This is a genomic window from Serratia sp. CY43202 (assembly GCF_052168755.1).
In the GTDB taxonomy this organism is placed as follows: Bacteria; Pseudomonadota; Gammaproteobacteria; order Enterobacterales; family Enterobacteriaceae; genus Serratia; species Serratia bockelmannii.
The window spans coordinates 385,753-403,062 of the sequence record NZ_JBJNMB010000001.1 but is presented as its reverse complement, the minus strand read 5'-3'; the positions used below and the strand labels follow the sequence as shown (position 1 = coordinate 403,062).

17 protein-coding genes and 1 tRNA gene are annotated in these 17,310 nt (G+C 60.5%); 5 read left to right on the top strand and 13 right to left on the bottom strand.

All coding sequences use genetic code 11. From position 1 onward, the window contains the following. From ACJ8J5_RS01940 to citC, 3 genes are all read right to left on the bottom strand, one after another. A partial coding sequence (locus ACJ8J5_RS01940; protein WP_442520464.1) for an aldolase/citrate lyase family protein occupies window positions 1-593 on the bottom strand: 593 nt, incomplete at its 3' end. Next, complete coding sequence (citD, locus tag ACJ8J5_RS01935; protein ID WP_060433540.1) at window positions 577-885, bottom strand: citrate lyase acyl carrier protein; 309 nt, start codon at window positions 883-885, stop codon at window positions 577-579. The genes citD and ACJ8J5_RS01940, both read right to left, overlap by 17 nt. Next, complete coding sequence (gene citC / locus ACJ8J5_RS01930) at window positions 885-1,955, bottom strand: [citrate (pro-3S)-lyase] ligase (protein ID WP_004940809.1); 1,071 nt, start codon at window positions 1,953-1,955, stop codon at window positions 885-887. The genes citD and citC overlap by 1 nt, the downstream gene beginning before the upstream one ends. A 313-nt stretch (window positions 1,956-2,268) precedes the next feature. Here citC and dpiA point away from each other — a divergent pair, with 313 nt between their 5' ends. From dpiA to ACJ8J5_RS01915, 3 genes are all read left to right on the top strand, one after another. Next, the gene (gene dpiA, locus ACJ8J5_RS01925; RefSeq protein WP_021505854.1) at window positions 2,269-2,955 is read left to right on the top strand and encodes a two-component response regulator DpiA; all 687 of its coding nucleotides are present in this window, start codon (window positions 2,269-2,271) and stop codon (window positions 2,953-2,955) included. A 102-nt stretch (window positions 2,956-3,057) separates the two neighbouring features. Then, a complete protein-coding gene (locus ACJ8J5_RS01920) occupies window positions 3,058-6,147 on the top strand; it encodes a beta-galactosidase (protein ID WP_414104369.1) in 3,090 nt (1,029 codons plus the stop codon). Window positions 6,148-6,261: 114 nt separating this feature from the next. Then, a tRNA-Asn gene (locus ACJ8J5_RS01915) sits at window positions 6,262-6,337 on the top strand. A 97-nt stretch (window positions 6,338-6,434) separates the two neighbouring features. Here the strand turns inward: ACJ8J5_RS01915 and ACJ8J5_RS01910 are convergent. Further along, window positions 6,435-7,268, bottom strand: a complete 834-nt coding sequence (locus ACJ8J5_RS01910) for an oxidoreductase (protein ID WP_142590800.1) — start codon at window positions 7,266-7,268, stop codon at window positions 6,435-6,437. A 105-nt stretch (window positions 7,269-7,373) separates the two neighbouring features. On the opposite strand from ACJ8J5_RS01910, the gene ACJ8J5_RS01905 reads away from it, so the two are divergent. Then, window positions 7,374-8,294, top strand: coding sequence for an AraC family transcriptional regulator (locus ACJ8J5_RS01905; protein WP_060433543.1), 921 nt, complete (start codon window positions 7,374-7,376; stop codon window positions 8,292-8,294). Between the two features lie 112 nt (window positions 8,295-8,406). Here ACJ8J5_RS01905 and ACJ8J5_RS01900 read toward each other — a convergent pair whose 3' ends face one another. Together ACJ8J5_RS01900 and ACJ8J5_RS01895 are read right to left on the bottom strand one after the other, a co-directional pair. After that, a complete protein-coding gene (locus ACJ8J5_RS01900; RefSeq protein ID WP_414126544.1) occupies window positions 8,407-9,030 on the bottom strand; it encodes a hypothetical protein in 624 nt (207 codons plus the stop codon). 68 nt (window positions 9,031-9,098) lie between these two features. Further along, window positions 9,099-9,671 (bottom strand): hypothetical protein, encoded by a 573-nt coding sequence (locus ACJ8J5_RS01895; RefSeq protein WP_414104368.1) that lies wholly within the window; start codon window positions 9,669-9,671, stop codon window positions 9,099-9,101. 129 nt (window positions 9,672-9,800) lie between these two features. Between ACJ8J5_RS01895 and ACJ8J5_RS01890 the strand changes: the two genes are divergently transcribed. Beyond that, on the top strand, window positions 9,801-10,691 hold the full coding sequence (locus ACJ8J5_RS01890; RefSeq protein ID WP_414104367.1) for a LysR substrate-binding domain-containing protein: 891 nt from the start codon (window positions 9,801-9,803) through the stop codon (window positions 10,689-10,691). On the opposite strand, the gene ACJ8J5_RS01885 is transcribed toward ACJ8J5_RS01890, so the two are convergent. The 7 genes from ACJ8J5_RS01885 to ACJ8J5_RS01855 all read right to left on the bottom strand — a co-directional run bounded on the left by ACJ8J5_RS01885 (window position 10,688) and on the right by ACJ8J5_RS01855 (window position 17,106). Next, window positions 10,688-11,416, bottom strand: a complete 729-nt coding sequence (locus ACJ8J5_RS01885) for a PA1136 family autoinducer-binding transcriptional regulator (protein ID WP_089181100.1) — start codon at window positions 11,414-11,416, stop codon at window positions 10,688-10,690. The genes ACJ8J5_RS01890 and ACJ8J5_RS01885 overlap by 4 nt on opposite strands. Then, window positions 11,413-12,288: a glyoxalase III HchA gene (hchA, locus tag ACJ8J5_RS01880; protein ID WP_016927070.1), complete on the bottom strand. Its 876-nt coding sequence runs from the start codon at window positions 12,286-12,288 to the stop codon at window positions 11,413-11,415. The genes ACJ8J5_RS01885 and hchA overlap by 4 nt, the downstream gene beginning before the upstream one ends. A 102-nt stretch (window positions 12,289-12,390) precedes the next feature. Continuing rightward, complete coding sequence (locus tag ACJ8J5_RS01875) at window positions 12,391-13,158, bottom strand: ABC transporter ATP-binding protein (protein WP_025303466.1); 768 nt, start codon at window positions 13,156-13,158, stop codon at window positions 12,391-12,393. Then, complete coding sequence (locus ACJ8J5_RS01870) at window positions 13,145-14,155, bottom strand: FecCD family ABC transporter permease (protein WP_197769064.1); 1,011 nt, start codon at window positions 14,153-14,155, stop codon at window positions 13,145-13,147. Before ACJ8J5_RS01870 ends, ACJ8J5_RS01875 begins: the two co-directional genes overlap by 14 nt. A gap of 42 nt (window positions 14,156-14,197) precedes the next feature. Next, on the bottom strand, window positions 14,198-15,274 hold the full coding sequence (locus ACJ8J5_RS01865; protein ID WP_025303468.1) for an ABC transporter substrate-binding protein: 1,077 nt from the start codon (window positions 15,272-15,274) through the stop codon (window positions 14,198-14,200). A gap of 46 nt (window positions 15,275-15,320) precedes the next feature. Further along, the gene (locus ACJ8J5_RS01860; RefSeq protein WP_261126254.1) at window positions 15,321-15,719 is read right to left on the bottom strand and encodes a hypothetical protein; all 399 of its coding nucleotides are present in this window, start codon (window positions 15,717-15,719) and stop codon (window positions 15,321-15,323) included. 16 nt (window positions 15,720-15,735) lie between these two features. After that, on the bottom strand, window positions 15,736-17,106 hold the full coding sequence (locus tag ACJ8J5_RS01855) for an MFS transporter (RefSeq protein WP_049203302.1): 1,371 nt from the start codon (window positions 17,104-17,106) through the stop codon (window positions 15,736-15,738). Between the last annotated feature and the right edge of the window lie 204 nt (window positions 17,107-17,310).

Genomic DNA, 17,310 nt, shown 5'->3' with positions numbered 1-17,310 from the left:
CCCCCCCCCCCCCCCCCCCCCCCCCCCCCCCCCTGCAGCAGCGAGCAGCGGGCGAACAGCAGCTCAATGCCCTCCGGCGAGCGTTCGGTGCGCAGGTTGCGCACATAGTCTTCCGCCCCCAGCGCGATGCCGATAAGCCGCGGCGAAGCGTGCGCGATCGCCACCGCGTGGGTGATGCCCTGCGCCGATTCGATCGCCGCCAGCAGCCCGGTGCTGCCGACCGGCCGCCCGCAGGCTGCTTCGATGGCGGCGATCTCGCGCTCCATGTCGACAACGTCCTGCGCGCTGTCGGTCTTCGGCAGGCGCACGATGTCCGCGCCGCCGCGCACCACGGCCTGCAAGTCCGCCAGGCCGTAGGCGGAGTCGAGCGCATTGACGCGCACGATGGTTTCCACCTCCTGGTACAGCGGATGCTGCAGCGCGTGGTACACCAGCCGGCGCGCCGCGTCTTTTTCACGCAGGATCACCGAGTCTTCCAGATCGAACATCAGGGCGTCGGCCTGGTAGATAAAGGCGTTGCTGACCATCGCCGCGTTGGCGCCGGGAACGAACAGCATGCTGCGGCGCAGCCGGGTTTTATTCAGCGTTTTCATCTTTCGCCTCCCACGGCAGTTGGCCGCCCTCGCAGGCGCGCATCAGCGCGGTTTCCAGCCGGGCGCGCAGCACGCAGTCCAGCGCCCCCTTGTCGTCGACGATCACCTGCACCGGCTCCACCTCATAGCGCTGCAGCACCTCCAGCAGGGTGCGGCGGATCGCCGTGCCGAACTGTTTTTCCACGCTGCTGGCGATCAACAGATCGTGCTGCGGCCCCTCGGCGGGCGCGATGCGCACCATGACATCGCTGGATTCCAGCGTGCCGGCCATTGCTTCTCGGATAATTTTCATCATTCACCTGATTGTGCGGACTCAAAAGGATGCGGGGCCGCCTTGGCCCGGCGCTGCGTTTGCAGATCCTGCAGGTAGTACAGGGTGTCCGGCGGCACCAGCGGCGCGGCGGCGTGGAAGTCCCCCGCCGCCAGCAGCTTGCGCACCCAGGAGGCGGAGATCGCCGTGCCCTGATATTGCAAACGCTCGATTTCCACCAGCGCGATCGGCGGGCTGGGCAGCGCCGGCGTTTCCAGCCAGTAGCGCATGTCGCGGTTGTATTTCGCGGTCACCGCGCAGAACGGCTCGTTGCCGACAAAGCGGTGGGTAATGCCCAGCGCGGGCGCCAGATACTGGCGGAAGATCTTCAGATCGATTTCGGTGTAACAGTCGTCGGCCACGCCCTGATCCTTGATGAAGTAACAGGGGAAGGTGGCGCGCGAGATCACGTACTGCGAGCCTTCGTGTACCGTGAGGTTGGGAATATCGGCGGTGCCGGCCAGCACCAGCCGGCGCCGGTCTTCATAGCTGAAGCGCGAGGTGTTTTCCTTTACCAGAAACAGGTGCAGCCAGTCGCAGCGTTTGGCCGCCTGACGCACCAGATACTGATGCCCGCGGGTGAAGGGGTTGGCGTTCATCACGATGCTGCCGATGGTATCGCCCGGCCGGCGCTGGCTCGCCAGTTGGGCGGCGTAGCGCTTCAGGCGGCACGGGCTGTTTTCCATCAGCACCACGATGCCCGGCACGGTGGCGATCGGGTAGAAACCGCACTGGCGGAACAGCGGCTCGTTCTGCACCTTGGTGTAGATAAACAGCTGAGTGTGATGGCGCTCGTAGGCCAGGTTCACCAGCTCGGTCGCCAGCGCCAGCGCCAACCCTTCGCCGCGCATCAGCGGGCTGATGGCGACGCATTTGATAATATTGTCGGCGATGCCGCCGCAGGCGACCAATTTGTCGTGCTGGGTAACGGTAATAAATATTTCAACCGTGGTGTCGATATTCAGATCGTTACTGCGCAAGAAGGCGCTTATTTCCGAAATCGCTTTATGATCCGATCGCTTTACCCGATTAAATACGGCATCGCCTAACATAACACGCTCTCTGGGTTAACTAGCAAACAACAAGTTAAATACAAAAAGGCATTTTAATTAACATCAACAAGGATAATTAAAACCTTAAAAACCATGGAGATAAACGCCGCTTCGCGTTCGATAAAGCAATGGTAAACAGAAAAAAAACGCCGATTATTGACCTATTTCACAAACCGTTCCCGGTTAATAAGTTATTTAATGTTCTTTATTTGCTTAATTAATCTTATGGTGTTTATTATTGAGATAATCTTTATTTGGCGCCGCAGTTTACTTACATTCATTTAGCATCTTGATTGCAATAGTAGGTTTCATTATGGAATGGCTGAACATCCTGATCGTTGAAGACGAAACGCCGCTGGCGGAAATGCACGCGGAGTTTATCCGCCAGAACGGCGGCTGCCGCCAGATTTGGCTGGCCGGCACCCTGGCGCAGGCGCGCGCCATGACCGAGCGCTTCAAGCCGGACCTGATTCTGCTGGACAACTTTCTGCCGGACGGCCAGGGCATCACCCTGCTGCGCGAACTGACGCTGAGCGGGTATCGCGGCGGCATCGTGTTCATCACCGCCGCCAGCGACATGGCCACCGTGGCCGAGGCGTTGCGTTACGGCGTGTTCGACTACCTGATCAAACCGCTGGCCTATGACCGGCTGAGCCAGACCCTGCAGCGCTTCAGCCAACGCCGCGAAGCGCTGAAGGACAAAGCGCGCCTCAACCAGCGCCGCATCGACGAGATGTTCAACACCTATGCCCGCGGCGAGCAGCAGGCGGCGCTGCCCGCCGGCATCGACGAGCTGACGCTGGGCAAGGTCCGCGCGCTGTTTGCCGAACCCGCCGCGCGCCACACCGCTGAAAGCGTTGCGCAAAAAATGGGGCTCAGCCGCACCACCGCGCGCCGTTATCTGGAGTTTTGCACCGCCGCGCAGCAGCTGCGCGCCGAGATCATTTACGGCAAGGTCGGCCGCCCGCAGCGGATCTACCGCGCCGGCGAACCGCATTAACGGTTATTTGATCGCCCTTGCAAGGTTGCGTGTAACCGCTTTACTTTTTATGCGCCGGTCAGCATCTTGGTGAGCATCACCTAGCCGACAGGACGATCGCCGATGCCCGCTGCGCCCCTTGCTTCCCTGACCGAGATCCTCGCCCGCCGTGACTGGCAAAACCCGGCCTGCACCCACTACCGCCGGCTGGACGCTCACCCGCCGTTCGCCAGCTGGCGCACGGTGGAAGACGCGCGCGACGATGCCCCCAGCGCCAGCCGCCGGTCGCTGAACGGCGAGTGGCGCTTCAGCTATTTCCCGCGCCCAGAGGCGGCACTGGAAGGCTGGCTGCAGCAGGATCTGCCGGACGCCGCCCCGCTGACGGTGCCAGGCAACTGGCAGCTCGCCGGCTACGATGCGCCGATCTACACCAACGTGCGCTACCCGTTCCCGGTCGATCCGCCGCGCGTGCCGGAAGACAACCCGACCGGCTGCTACTCGCGCACCTTCAGCGTCGATCCGGCCTGGCTGGCCGCCGGCCAGACGCGCGTTATCTTCGACGGCGTCAACTCGGCGTTCTATTTATGGTGCAACGGCCACTGGGTCGGCTATTCGCAGGACAGCCGCCTGCCGGCAGAGTTCGATCTCAGCCCGTGGCTGCGGCCGGGTGAAAACCGGCTGGCGGTGATGGTGCTGCGCTGGTGCGACGGCAGCTATCTGGAAGATCAGGACATGTGGCGCATGAGCGGCATCTTCCGCGACGTCAGCCTGCTGCACAAACCCGCCGCGCACCTGAGCGATGTGCGCATCACCACGCCGCTGCATGACAGCTTTACCCGCGGCGAACTGGTGGTGACGGCGCGCGCCAACCGGCCCGGCCCGCTGCAGGTGCAGGTTCAGCTGTGGCGCGACGGCACGCGGGTGGCCGAACGCACCCAGCCGCTCGGCAGCGAGATCGTGGACGAGCGCGGCGCCTATGACGATCGCGTCACGCTGCGCCTGCCGGTGGAACGCCCGGCGCTGTGGAGCGCCGAAACGCCCGCGCTGTATCGCGCCACCGTCGCCCTGCTCTCGCCCGAGGGGGAGATTATCGAGGTGGAGGCCTATGACGTCGGCTTCCGTCAGGTAGAAATCAGCGGCGGGTTGCTGAAGCTCAACGGACAGCCGCTGCTGATCCGCGGCGTTAACCGCCACGAGCATCATCCGCGCCACGGCCAGGTGATGGACGAGGCGACGATGCGCCACGACATCCTGCTGATGAAGCAGCACAACTTCAACGCGGTGCGCTGCTCGCATTACCCCAATCACCCGCTGTGGTACCGGCTGTGCGACCGCTATGGGCTGTACGTGGTGGACGAAGCCAATATCGAGACCCACGGCATGCAGCCGATGAACCGCCTGGCTGACGATCCGCTGTGGCTGCCGGCGATGAGCGAGCGCGTCACCCGCATGGTGCAGCGCGATCGCAACCACCCTTGCATCATTATCTGGTCGCTGGGCAACGAGTCCGGCCACGGCGTAAACCACGACGCGCTGTACCGCTGGGTGAAAAGCCAGGATCCGACCCGCCCGGTGCAATATGAAGGCGGCGGCGCCGACACCGCCGCTACCGACATCATCTGCCCGATGTATGCGCGAGTGGATCAGGATCAGCCGTTCCCGGCGGTGCCCAAATGGGCGATCGGCAAGTGGATCGGCCTGCCGGAGGAACAGCGCCCGCTGATCCTGTGTGAATACGCCCATGCAATGGGCAACAGCTTCGGCGGTTTCGAGCGCTACTGGCGCGCGTTCCATGCACATCCGCGCCTGCAGGGCGGCTTTGTCTGGGACTGGGTCGATCAGGCGCTGATCAAACGCGACGAGCGCGGCGAAGAGTTCTGGGCCTACGGCGGCGACTTCGGCGACTCCCCCAACGATCGCCAGTTCTGCCTGAACGGGCTGGTGTTCGCGGATCGTACCCCACACCCGGCACTGTTCGAAGCGCAGCGGGCCCAGCAACTGTTCCGCTTCGCCTTCGACGCCGCCTCGCTGACGCTGACCGTCACCAGCGATTACCTGTTCCGCCACACCGACAACGAACAGCTCAACTGGCGGCTGGAGCTGGACGGCGTGGAGCGCGCCAGCGGCAGCTTCGATCTGGCGCTGCCGCCTCAGGGCAGCACTCGCTTCACCCTGCTCGACCGGCTGCCGATGCTGCATCAGCCCGGCGAGCTGTGGCTGAACGTGGAGGTGGTGCAGCCGCAGGCCACCGACTGGTCCGAAGCGCACCACCGCTGCGCCTGGGATCAGTGGCGGGTGCCGCGCGCGCTGCATCCCGCGCCGCCGCCGGCGCAGGGCGTGCCGCCCACGCTGACTGAAGACGATCAGGGGCTGACGCTCACCCACGGCGACCAGCGCTGGCGCTTCGAGCGCAGCAGCGGCCACCTGACGCAGTGGTGGCAGAATGAACAGCCGCAGCTGCTGACGCCGCTGCGCGACGGCTTTGCGCGCGCGCCGATCGATAACGACATCGGCGTCAGCGAGGCGGATCATATCGATCCCAACGCCTGGGTCGAACGCTGGAAGCTGGCGGGCCTGTACCGGCTGGAGGAGCGCTGCACGCGGCTGCAGGCGGATGCGCTGCAAAACGGCGTGCAGGTGGTGAGCGAACACCAGTTCGGCGTGGACGGGCAGATTTTACTGCTCAGCCGCAAACAGTGGCTGTTCGACGCGCTGGGCGCGGTGAGCGTGAACGTGGAGGTCGAGGTGGCCGACGCCCTGCCGCCGCCGGCGCGCATCGGCCTGCACTGCCAACTGGCAACGGTGCAGCCGCAGGCGGAATGGCTGGGCCTGGGCCCGCACGAGAACTACCCGGATCGATGCCTGGCCGCGCAGCACGGGCGCTGGCGCCTGCCGCTGGCGGATCTGCACACGCCGTATATTTTCCCCGGCGAGAACGGCCTGCGCTGCGACACCCGCAGCCTGCGCTACGGCGGCTGGCGCATCGACGGCCGCTTCCACTTCTCGCTCAGCCGCTACGGCCTGCAACAGCTGATGGCCTGCAGCCACCAGCATCTGCTGCAGCCGGAAGCAGGCACCTGGCTGCATCTGGACGGCTTCCATATGGGGGTGGGCGGCGACGATTCCTGGAGCCCGAGCGTGCACCGGGATTACCTGCTCACCGCCGGCGTTTACCGCTATCAGCTGCGCCTGCAGCGGGCGCCCGAGGGCTAAATCTGCCAAAAAACTCAACGGGTTGCGCATTCTGTAAGCAAACAGTCACAGAATGTGTAATCCGCCTTTGACATGCCGACGGCGCCTCGCTATTATTCGCCCCGTTCACACGATTCCTCTGTAGTTCAGTCGGTAGAACGGCGGACTGTTAATCCGTATGTCACTGGTTCGAGTCCAGTCAGAGGAGCCATATTTAGAGAAGCCCGCTCAGGGAAACCTGAGCGGGCTTTTTGCTGTTGGGCGGATCATAATCGGCGATCCCCTACGCTCTCGCTACCCGACACCGTTCAGCCATCCGTTGAACGGGTGAGTTTCTCCCATTGTTCAATTTCCTGACCTAACGCCTCGAGCTTTTGCCGCACCAAACTTAATGCGTCACTGCCTAACAACAGATGCGTGGGCGGGTTCCCGCTCTCGATCAATGCCAGCATGGCGTGAGCCGCCTTAACCGGATCGCCGAGTTGCTTACCGCTTTTTTCCTGACGCGCCTGACGAACAGGTTCAAATAACGCGTCATAGTCCGGAAGACGACGAGGGCTGCGCACCATTGAACGCCCGGCCCAGTCCGTTCGAAACGAGCCGGGCGCCACGGCGGTCACGTGTAGGTTGAACGGGGCAAGCTCTTTACTTAACGTTTCTGATATCCCTTCCAGTGCAAATTTGCTGCCGCAGTAATAGCTGATACCGGGCAAGGTAATGAAACTGCCCATTGAGGTGATATTGATAATGTGGCCCCGACGGCGCTGGCGCATGCCCGGTAGCACGGCTTTGATCATCGCCACCGCGCCAAACACATTGACGTCAAACTGGCGGCGCAGCTCTGCAAGCGGGGATTCTTCCAGAATGCCTTCATGGCCGTAACCGGCATTGTTCACCAGCACATCTATCGGACCAATGGCAGACTCTATCTCTCCAACCACCTCATCAATACGTTCAACGTCCGTGACATCAAGCAGATAGCCAAAAGCCCGCTGCGTATCGAGCGCACCGAAAGCCTGCAGTGCTTCGCTGTTGCGCACCGTCCCTACAACCCGATGCCCCACGGCGAGGGCTTCTCGCGCCAGCGCCTGACCAAAGCCACTGCTGACGCCGGTAATTAAAATCGTTTTTGCAGATGCCATAAAAAGAACTCCCATGAACCATGAAGGTTGCATGGTATTCTCTTCCCTGCCGTATTTTTAGGCCGTATTTTCTCTTTTTCTTGCCTGATTTTATGAGGTGGTGGGATGTCCGACATGATTGCCCTGATGAATAGGCTTGCGGTGCAAGAGGGATACAACCTCACTGCCCTACCTGATGTGCGAATTTTGCGTTCCGATCGCCCGCTTGCCAGAACGCCGGTGCTTTACGATCCGGGGATCGTGATCGTCTGCCAGGGCAGCAAACGCGGCTATTTCGGTCAACAGACCTATTTATATGATGAGCAGCACTACCTGGCGGTTTCGGTGCCGGTGCCGTTTGTGATGGAAACCGACGCGTCGGCAGCACATCCGCTGCTGGCGATTTATATACATCTGGATTTTCAGCTTGCCGCGGAACTGATGTTGCAGATTGAACAGCATGGCGCCCCGCATCCTCCCGTCGCGCCGCAAAGCATGATGTCGAGCCCCATGGACAGCGCGGTAAAAATGGCCGTACTTCGCTTACTTGAAGTCCTGGCTAACCCGCTTGAGGCGGCGATCCTCGGCCCGGCGCGGGTGCGTGAGCTTTATTTTCGCGTGCTGACAGGCGCACAGGGCAACGCAATGCGTGCCGCGCTGGCCTTGCAGGGCCAATTTGGCAAAATCGGTAAAGCGTTGCAGCACATCCATGCCGCTTACGCGGAGCCGTTAACGCTGACGCAGCTGGCAATGATGGCCGGCATGAGCGTGCCGACCTTTCATAGCCATTTCAAAGCGATAACGCAGATGCCGCCAATGCAGTATGTGAAATCGGTACGCCTGCACCAGGCACGGATGCTGATGGTGCGCCAACAAATCACCGCCGCCGCCGCGAGTTACGCCGTTGGCTATGAAAGCCCATCGCAATTTAATCGCGAATTCAAACGTCTGTTTGGCCTGCCACCGGCAGAGGAGATAAAACGCCTGCAGCGTCACTTCGCCATTCCGCCCGCGCAGCCTGCGTCGGTATTTGTTTCATCGCACTGAGGCTTATTTGGTATGGCAAAACGATAGTTCGCTTCTGGCGCCAGGCGGACCAGCACTTGGAGAGAAAATCCGCTATGAGCGAGGAGTGGAACTTCAGCTGATTTTTATACAGTTATTTTTCGAGTCGTTTTAGTTCTTTTACAGATGAGTGAACCTGGCTCCGACCATAAACAACCGAAGAGTAACAGCGACCAGTGTCATCAATTATCTGACAACGGCACTGAAAAGGCTCACCTGCGGTTGAGCATTTATTCAACTGCTCGTGTTTAGCATTAACGTTAAAATCGAGCGTAATACTAGCTTCACTGACCCAAATATCAGGAATTTGTTGCTTTCTTAACAAATGTCCAAGCATGCCTACATAGTGGAGTTCAACATAATGTCTCAGATTAAAGTGCGGTAAGCTTTTAGGGGGAGTAAGGAAAAAATCTATCGTAGTGAGTTTGTTATTGATAGCCAATAACTTTAACTGACCAATAGCCCAGTATCCTTTAAAGTCGTTGTTACGGCTCACAAAGCTCTCATTAAGAGCATTAGCTATGCCCTGCAATTCAATTCGGCGTGCCATTCCCCCCCCCAATTGCTTGGTAAAAATTATGGCAGCAACTGTAAGCTCTACTGATACCTCGTGCCAATCTTTAATGTGCTTTTCGTGATTCTGAACTGCCGCTAAGTAATCAATATGCTTGGTTTTTACGGTGTCCGCTCCTGGCACAAAACTGCCCCGGCGGATCACCTACTCAACAATCTCCACAAGCACCAAAAGGCCCGCCCCCAGGCAGGCCTTTATCCCTCCGCAATGTCTCAGGCCCCATCCCGCTCCGCAACCCGCGCCATCAATGCCCCCAGCAACGCCAGGTCGACCAGCAATGCCAGCGCGAAACAGATCCCTCTCACGCCCGGTGCGGCATAGGTTTGCACCAGCGAAGCGGCAATCACTACGGCCACGATAGTCACTACCGTCGTCAGCCTGCACGCCACGGCGAACGCCGCTTTCTCCCCCACTGCCGTGCGGTAGGCGACGCCCTGCCCCAGACCGCCGAGGACGATGCCCGCCAGCAGGGCCGGCCAATCATGGCCGCCGAACAGCATCAGCAGCGTCAATAGCCACCCCACCGCTGCCAGTAAAAAGCCGTAGCGGAGAATCGCCAGCGCAGGCCGGTTCCGCAGCGGCCGTAGACGGGCCAGTGCGGCGCCGCCGAGAAACGCCAGCGCCAATGCCGTTAGCAGCATCAGGGTCGCGCCGATGCCCAGTAGATTTTCGGTCTTCAGCAGCAAGGCGCCCGCCGCGACCGGCACGCTGAGCGCCAGGGCGCTCGCCGCCGCTCCCGTGTGTGCCATGGCGCCCAGGGCACCGTTGTTGATATAAAGGCTCATCGTTCACTCCCGACATGATGGAAATGATGAAATAAATTCATTTCCCTGTTCACAGGTTAGTAGCCTATCTCTTATATAATCGGTCAGACAAACTCATAGTTTTCAGCCTTAGATGAGAATAACTCAGCCATGAGAAAACCCCGTTTGCCGCCGCTGGGCGCGCTGCGCGCCTTCCACGCCGTGGCCGGCTGCCGCAGCTTTAAACATGCCGCCGAAGCGCTGGGCGTCAGCGCGACGGCGGTCAGCCATCAGATCAAGCTGCTGGAATCGGTGCTGGAATGCCGGGTGTGCGAGCGCAGCGCGCAGGGCGTCAGCCTGACCGAGACCGGCGAGATCCTGTATGCCGGCACCCAGCGCGCCTTCGCCGCACTGGAGCAGTCCGTCGCCCAAATCACCCGCGCCCAGCAGCCGCCGGCGCTGACCGTCACCACCACCTCCAATTTTCTCACCCACTGGCTGGTGCCGCGCCTGGCCGATTTCAAGGCGGAGTTTCCCGCCATCGATCTGCGCCTGCACACCAGCGTCGAGCGGGTCGATCTCAGCCAGCGCACCGTGGACGTCGCCATCCGCTACCGCGAAACATCGGAAAGCGATCTGCACTGCACCTTGCTGCATGAGGATCGTTTTATCGTGGTGGCCAGCCCGGCGCTGGCGCTGGAGCGCATCGAAGATTTGCAGCGGGTGACGCTGTTTCACGTGGAACATCGGCAGGTGCCCGCCGACGCGCCGACCTGGGAAAACTGGCGACGGCGCTACGGGCCGGAAGGGTTGAACGTGGAAGCCGGGCTGACCTTCAGCGACGAAACCCATGCGCTGCAGGCGGCGGTGGCCGGCCAGGGGGTGGTGATCGCCAGCCGGCTGCTGGCGCGCGATTTGTTGCAGCGCGGCGTGCTGGCCGCGCCGTTCGAGATGGCGTTACCCGGCGCCAACTACTATCTGGTGGCCACCGAAGAGACCGCGCAGCGCCCCGATATCATTGCGCTGCGCGAATGGTTGCTGCGGCAAATGGCGACGGGCTAACGGCGCTCGGGGGCGATCTCCCCCAGGCGGATCGCCACGCCGATCGCCTGCGCGGTGGTGGCGGCGCCGAGGCGTTGGCGAATACGCCGCAGGTGGTTTTCCACCGTGCGTTCAGACAGGCCGAGCATCGCAGCGATATCCGCCTGCCGCCGGCCGATGGCGGTCCAGCTCAGCACTTCGCGCTCACGCGCCGACAGTCGGCCCTCTCCCTCGCCGGCCGCCGGTGCGAACAGCCGCCGTGCCGCCTGAAAGGCCGCCGTACCCACCAGCGACAGCGCCAGCCGCACCGGCGGCGAGGCATCGATGCGCTCGCCCCCCAGGCTGACGGCCCCCTCCAAACCGGCCGGGCCAAACACCGGGATCTGCACGCCGTGCAGGCCGGCGCCGCGCGGCGTGCGCACAATCCGATAGCGCTCGCCCTGCTGCGCCCGGGTTTTAGTCCAGAAGAACGGCTCGCTGGCCCGCAGCATGTGCCGGGTCACCGGGCAGTGCCGCACGTAGGTCAACGCATCGACGGCCTCGCCGTCGCCGAACCAGTCGCCCTCGACCCAGTAGATATGCTCGATCCCCGCCTCCGCCGTGGCGGAAGCGGAAAACAGCACAAAGCGATCGAAACCGAACGGCGCGGCGAAGGCGCGAACCCGCCCCTGAATGGCGGACAGGGTTCGCTCGTGGTCCATCGCCAGCGCCGTCTGGAAAGCGCGCTGCGCGATCTCGTCGCTCATCGCGTGGCGACGTCGGCCAGCAGCGTCTCTGCCGCCAGTTTGCCGAGGTTGTTGGAAGCCAGCGGGCTGTCGCCGGTCAGCAAGCGCCGATCTTTATGCACCTTGCCGGTGATGTCGGCGTTGACGATCTTAACGCCCCGCTCGCGCAGGCGTTCGCCCACCAGCCAAGGCATCGGGCCGGGGATATAGCCGATGTCGATGTTGGCGCCGGTATCGAGCGAGTCCGGGAACACGCACATCTCATAGCCGCGATAGAGGAAATCCTCTTTGTTCTCGCCAATGCCCGCCGCCAGCAAACCGGCCGGCCCGTGGCACAGCGAAATCACATAGCGATCGTTGTCATGCGCCCAGTGCAGGGTCTTTTTCACCTCTTCGCTGAACGGGATATCATTGAGCACGCCGTGGCCACCGGGGATGAAAACGCCGAGGTAGTTGCCGCCATCCAGATCCTTCACCACTTCCGTCAACTTTTTCGGCTGCTTGAGCTGGCTGCGGTACTTCTCGTAGGTGGCCTTGACTGCTTCATCTTCATGCGGGAACGCCCACATCTCCAGCTTCACCGGATCGCCGGACGGCGTGGCGATGTCGATCTCGAAACCGGCCAGATCCAGGTGATACATCGGCAACAGCATCTCGACCGGATGGTTGCCGGTGGAGAAGAACTTGCCGTTTTGCATCAGCAGGTAACGCTCCTGCGAGGCGATCATCAGCACCTTCCACTTGCCGCCGCGATAGGCGTTCGGGTAGCTGGCACCCGTGAAGTCGGTTTTGGACGAGGTGTACTGGCTGAGGGAGTAAGGCGATGGGAAGAATGCGTTGTCTTCCGCCACATCCGGGGTGGGATTACGATCGTTGGATACTGAATCAGTCATGATTATCTCCATATTCACCGTTGCATTTCTCTTTCAGCTTAAATAACCGCCGGCGGGGCCGCAATGAGGGATATCCCTCAATCACCCTCGCGCTGGCGGCGCTCAAGCGGGGTGCGGTAGCGCGACAATGAACGTTTCTTCGCTGACGCCGGCATATTCGTACCGGCACTTTCTCACCGGTACCTGGAAGTAACGCTCCAGGATATCCTCTTGCAGCAAGGCGTTTTTATCGCCAAACATGCACTGTCGCTTATTCATCAGCAGGCACTTGTCGGAGATGCGATCGGCATAATGCAGAAAATGCGTATTCAGCACGATCGTCATCTGCCGCTCTTTGGCGAGGCGCCAGAGCATCTCGATCATTTTAGCCTGATTGTAAAAATCCAGATTCGATTCCGGTTCGTCGAGGATCATGACGTCGGGATCCGCCGCCAGCGCCTTGGCGAAATAACACATCTGCAGTTCTCCACCGCTGATCTGGTTGATATTTTTCTGCGCCAGCGGCGCGATCTCCAGCGCGTGTAACACCGCCTGCGCCTTGGCGACATCTTGCCGCCGCGGCCTGGCGAACCACCCCGCCTGGCGGGCACAGCCGAAAGTGACAAAATCGAGTACCCCATAAGCGAAATGCGGCGTTTTCGCCTGCGGCACATAGGCCAACCGGGCGGGCCGATTGTCGATGCGGCCGATCTGGCACACGCCAGACAGGGGCCGGCACAGGCCCGCGATGTGTCTCAGCAACGTGGTTTTACCGGCGCCGTTCGGCCCGAGCACGCTGAGGATCTCGCCCCGCGCCAGATGAAAACTGACGTTGTCGAGAAGGGGTTCTCGCCCCTTGAAACCCAGGGTCAGCTGGTTAACTGTGATCATGTTTGCTGCTCGTAATAAAAAGGAGAGCGAAAAGCGGCGCGCCGATCAGCGCAGTCAGGATGCCGATCGGGATTTCAGCATAGGTGGCCCCTCTGGCGATATTGTCGATCACCAGCAAAAACAGCGCCCCGCTCAGCGCCGAAGCGGGGATCAGGCGGCCGTGGTTATACCCCAACACGCTTCTCACCAAATGCGGGATCACCAAGCCGACCCACCCCACCACGCCGGCCAAGCTCACCGAGGCGGAAACCAGCAAAGAGGCGGCGATCAGCAACAGGATCTTCAGCCGAGGCGGATTCAGGCCGGCGATGCGCGCCTCGTCGTCTCCCAGCGAGAGAATGTTCATGTTCCACCTGAGCCGGTAGATAGTCAGGCAACACGCCGCAAACAGCGGGATCAGCCAATAAACCTGCGCTTTCGCTACCGAAGCGAAACTGCCCATCAGCCAGAAGACGATCGCTGGCAAGGTATCCTGCGGATCGGCGACATATTTTATGACCGAGACAAACGCGATAAACAGCGACGCGATAATCATGCCGGACAAAATCGTGGTGAGTGCATCCTGCCGGCGTTTGAGGCGGCAGATGCCCAGCACCAGCAGCAAGCTCACCACGCCGAAAAGAAACGACAGCAGGGAACTCAGGGCAAAAGGCAAACTCAACAAAATGCCCAGCGCAGCGCCAAAGGCGGAGGCGGAAGAGGTGCCCAGCACGTCCGGGCTGGCCAGCGCGTTTTTCAGCACCGCCTGAAAGGTCGCACCGGCGACCGCCAACCCACCGCCCACCAGCATCACCGCCACCACCCGCGGCGCGCGCAGGTTAAAAATCACCGAGTAGCGGGCCTGGTTTTCCCCCGGCATGTTCCCCTGCCATAAAATCTGCACCACATCATGGGCCGACAAGGCGTAGCGGCCGGCAAACAGCGATGCGAAGGCGACCACACAGAGCGAAATAAACAATCCCGCCATGATCGCCACATATTTTCCTCTGCCCGGCATCCCCAAGCTCCTCCAACGAACTCACGCTATTCAACCGTGGCACTAGCGTTGCGCCAGCACCTCATCCAGCAACCGGTCCGGGATCGCATAAGAGAACATCGTCTGATAATAGCGACGCGTCTCCTCCCGCAGCGTTTTGTCGCTAATGTCTTCAGGGGCATACCGGTTGATCATAAACAGCGGCAGCAGTGACGTTTCCGCCGACAGGCCCCCCCAGTTGTGAATGCCCACCGGCGTCGAGAAAACCTTGCCGTTTTTCACCGCCCTGAGCGTCTCCCACGCCTGGCCGGGGATCCCCCCGTGCAGCAGCGCTTTGGCGCTGCCGAACACCACGAAAATCACATCCGGGTCCCAGGCCATGATTTGCTCCATCGAAACGTTGATGTACCTGCCGGCATCCCCCTTCACCGGCAAATCCCCGGCGACGTTGTCCATGCCGGCCATTTTCAGATAGGTGTCGCCGTAGGTGTGTGGGCCGCTCACCTTCAGCTGCCTGCCGTCGCTTTCTTCCAGATATAACGCCCTGACGTGCTGCGCGCGGATGGCGGCGGCATAGGGGCGGATCTGCTTCAGGGTCTTTTCCCAGGCGTCTTTGAATTTATGCGTGCGCGGCAGGCCGAGGGTGTCGGCGAAGGTATTTTCCCAATACACCTGGGTGACCATCGGCTGGTATTTGGTCTTCCCGCCGGCGTCCAGATCGACGGTCATCACGCCCGCCCTTTCCAGCCGATCGTCCTGGCTTTTGCCGTAGTAATAAATGATGTCGGGCCGCAGATTCATTAACGACTCCATGTTGACCCGATAGTCTTTATTGATGAAATCGGACGTGATCCTGCCGATATCCGGCTTCATGTCCTTCAACACATGCCTATCGGCATGCATGAACGCCCAGGGCCCCACGCCGACGACGTGCCGATAGGCCGCCTCGTTCGCCAGGATCACGCCGAAGGGGCAGTTGCCGGTGATGACGATCCGCGGGTAGCTGCCGGGCAGCGTTTGCGTCGCCGCGCTTTGCAACGGCTCGGCCGCCGCCGGCAGGCTGGCGCCGGCGCAAGGCACCGTCGGCAAGGCAAATAGGGCCAGCAGCGCGGTGGCGATAAATTTCACTGTTACGCACATGGTGCCTCCTGCGCGCACGCTCGGCGGCGCGCGTCGATGGGCTGTATTAGGCCGACGCGGCGATGCCTGCTGCCATAATGGTTATCCCGGCCACAAAGACGATTGCCGTGGTGGCTACCGCGCCGCCACCAACCAACGCGGTGGTTTTTCCCGTGGAAAGGTCTTTTCGTTGCAGGAAAGAAAGCTCTGCCAGGGGAATGATTTTTCCGCTGTCGGCGACGATGTCTTTAGGTTCCACCTTCGCCACCTTCAGCTCGCCGCCGCTGCCGTCCTTCAGGCCATATTTCAACTGGTCGCCGACATAGACCGGCGGCTGCAGCAGGTAATACGGGCTATTGAGCCCCGCCTCTTTTTGTTGCAACGCCACGTCGTGGTAGGTCGTGCAACCGGCAAGGGAAAACGCCGCCATCCCGATAACCAACGGCACTAATGGGATAAATCGCATGGGAAACCTCGTGCTTCTATTTGCTGGTTTTTAACGTAACGGCGGACTTGAAGCGCATATAGCTCACGACCAGAGAAAGGAACGAGAATGCCGCCCCCGCCATTAAACTGATATTCGTCGCTTGCGCGCCGCGCATATTGAAGAAAATCGCCACTAACGCCGAACCGACGATTTGCCCGATCAATCGGGAGCTGCCCAACAGGCCGCTGGCGATGCTGCTGTTTTCGTGCGAGACCGAGGTCATGATCAGCAGGTTGTTCGGTGATTGAAACAGGCCGAAACCGATGCCGCACAGCGCCACACGCCATACGATCGCCCCATTCGACGGATCGCTCGGCAAATTGGCCATCAGCAGCATGCCTGCCAGCAGACAGGCGAGGCCCGAGAGGGCAACAAGATTGGGATCGTATTTCTTGGCCAAATCGCCGGAAATTAGCGAAGACGCCATGGTGGCCAGCGGCCAGGCGGTCAGCAGCAGACCGATGTCCACCACGTTTCTTTGCAGGACATTGTGGAAATAGAAAGGCAGCGATACAAAAGCCAAAAGCTGGGTGCTGTAAGACAGCATCGACATCAGCAAAGACAATGACAGCGTCGGGTTATGCAGCATCGCGATCGGGATCAGCGCGGCGTTGGCCTTTCTTTTCTGATTGATGTACAGCCACCCGGCCAGCCCGGCGAATACCGCAAAGCTGAGCGCCGCCGCCGGCAGATGGTGGGTGGTCATGCTCATCGTGCTGAGCGAGAAAGCGATAAACAGCACAAACACCAACAGAGCCCCCCCGCTGTCGAATCCAACGCTGCGCCGCTCGCGGGGGGCCAGGAAGATCAGGCTCAGCAGCAGCGACAGGCAGGCGATGGGAACATTGATGGTAAACAGCCAGTTCCAGCTCGTCTGAGAAAGTATCGCCGAGGCGATGGACGGCCCGGCGGCGGCGGAAACCGACACCACCATCACATTGATCCCCAAGCCGCGCCCCAGCAGCCTTTCCGGGTATATCTCCTTGATCAGCGCCGCATTGACGCTGAGCACCGCCGCCGCACCGAAGCCCTGTATCACCCTGAATGCCGTCAGCATCGACAGCGTCGTGGACAGCGCGCAGCCCAAGGATGAAAAAGCGAACAGCACCACCCCGGCTATAAAGATCTTTTTATTGCCCACCGCGCGGCCCAGCGCCGCGAAGGGCATCAAAGAGGCGACAACGGCAAACTGGTAGGCATTAATAATCATGATGGAGGCCGATTCGGAAACGCCGAAATCTTTGGCGATCACCGGCAATGCCACGTTGGCGATGGTACTGTCGAGCATGGCGATGACCGTGCTTAACGAGACCGCGAGAACGGCGAATATATTTAGTGTCTCTTTTTCCTGGTGTTTAAAAGTCATGTTAACGCTCCAAAAACGTGAGTAGCTTCATGCCGGCGGCAAAGACCCCGCTTTTTATCCGTTTTAATGTTTACGTTATAACATATCAATTAAAGAGGAGAATAAATCTCATTTGAAATATTAGATTAAATAGTGTGTCAAAATAAGAATTAACAAATGCAAAACAAATTAATATCAATACAAACATTCAATAAACAAAATAAA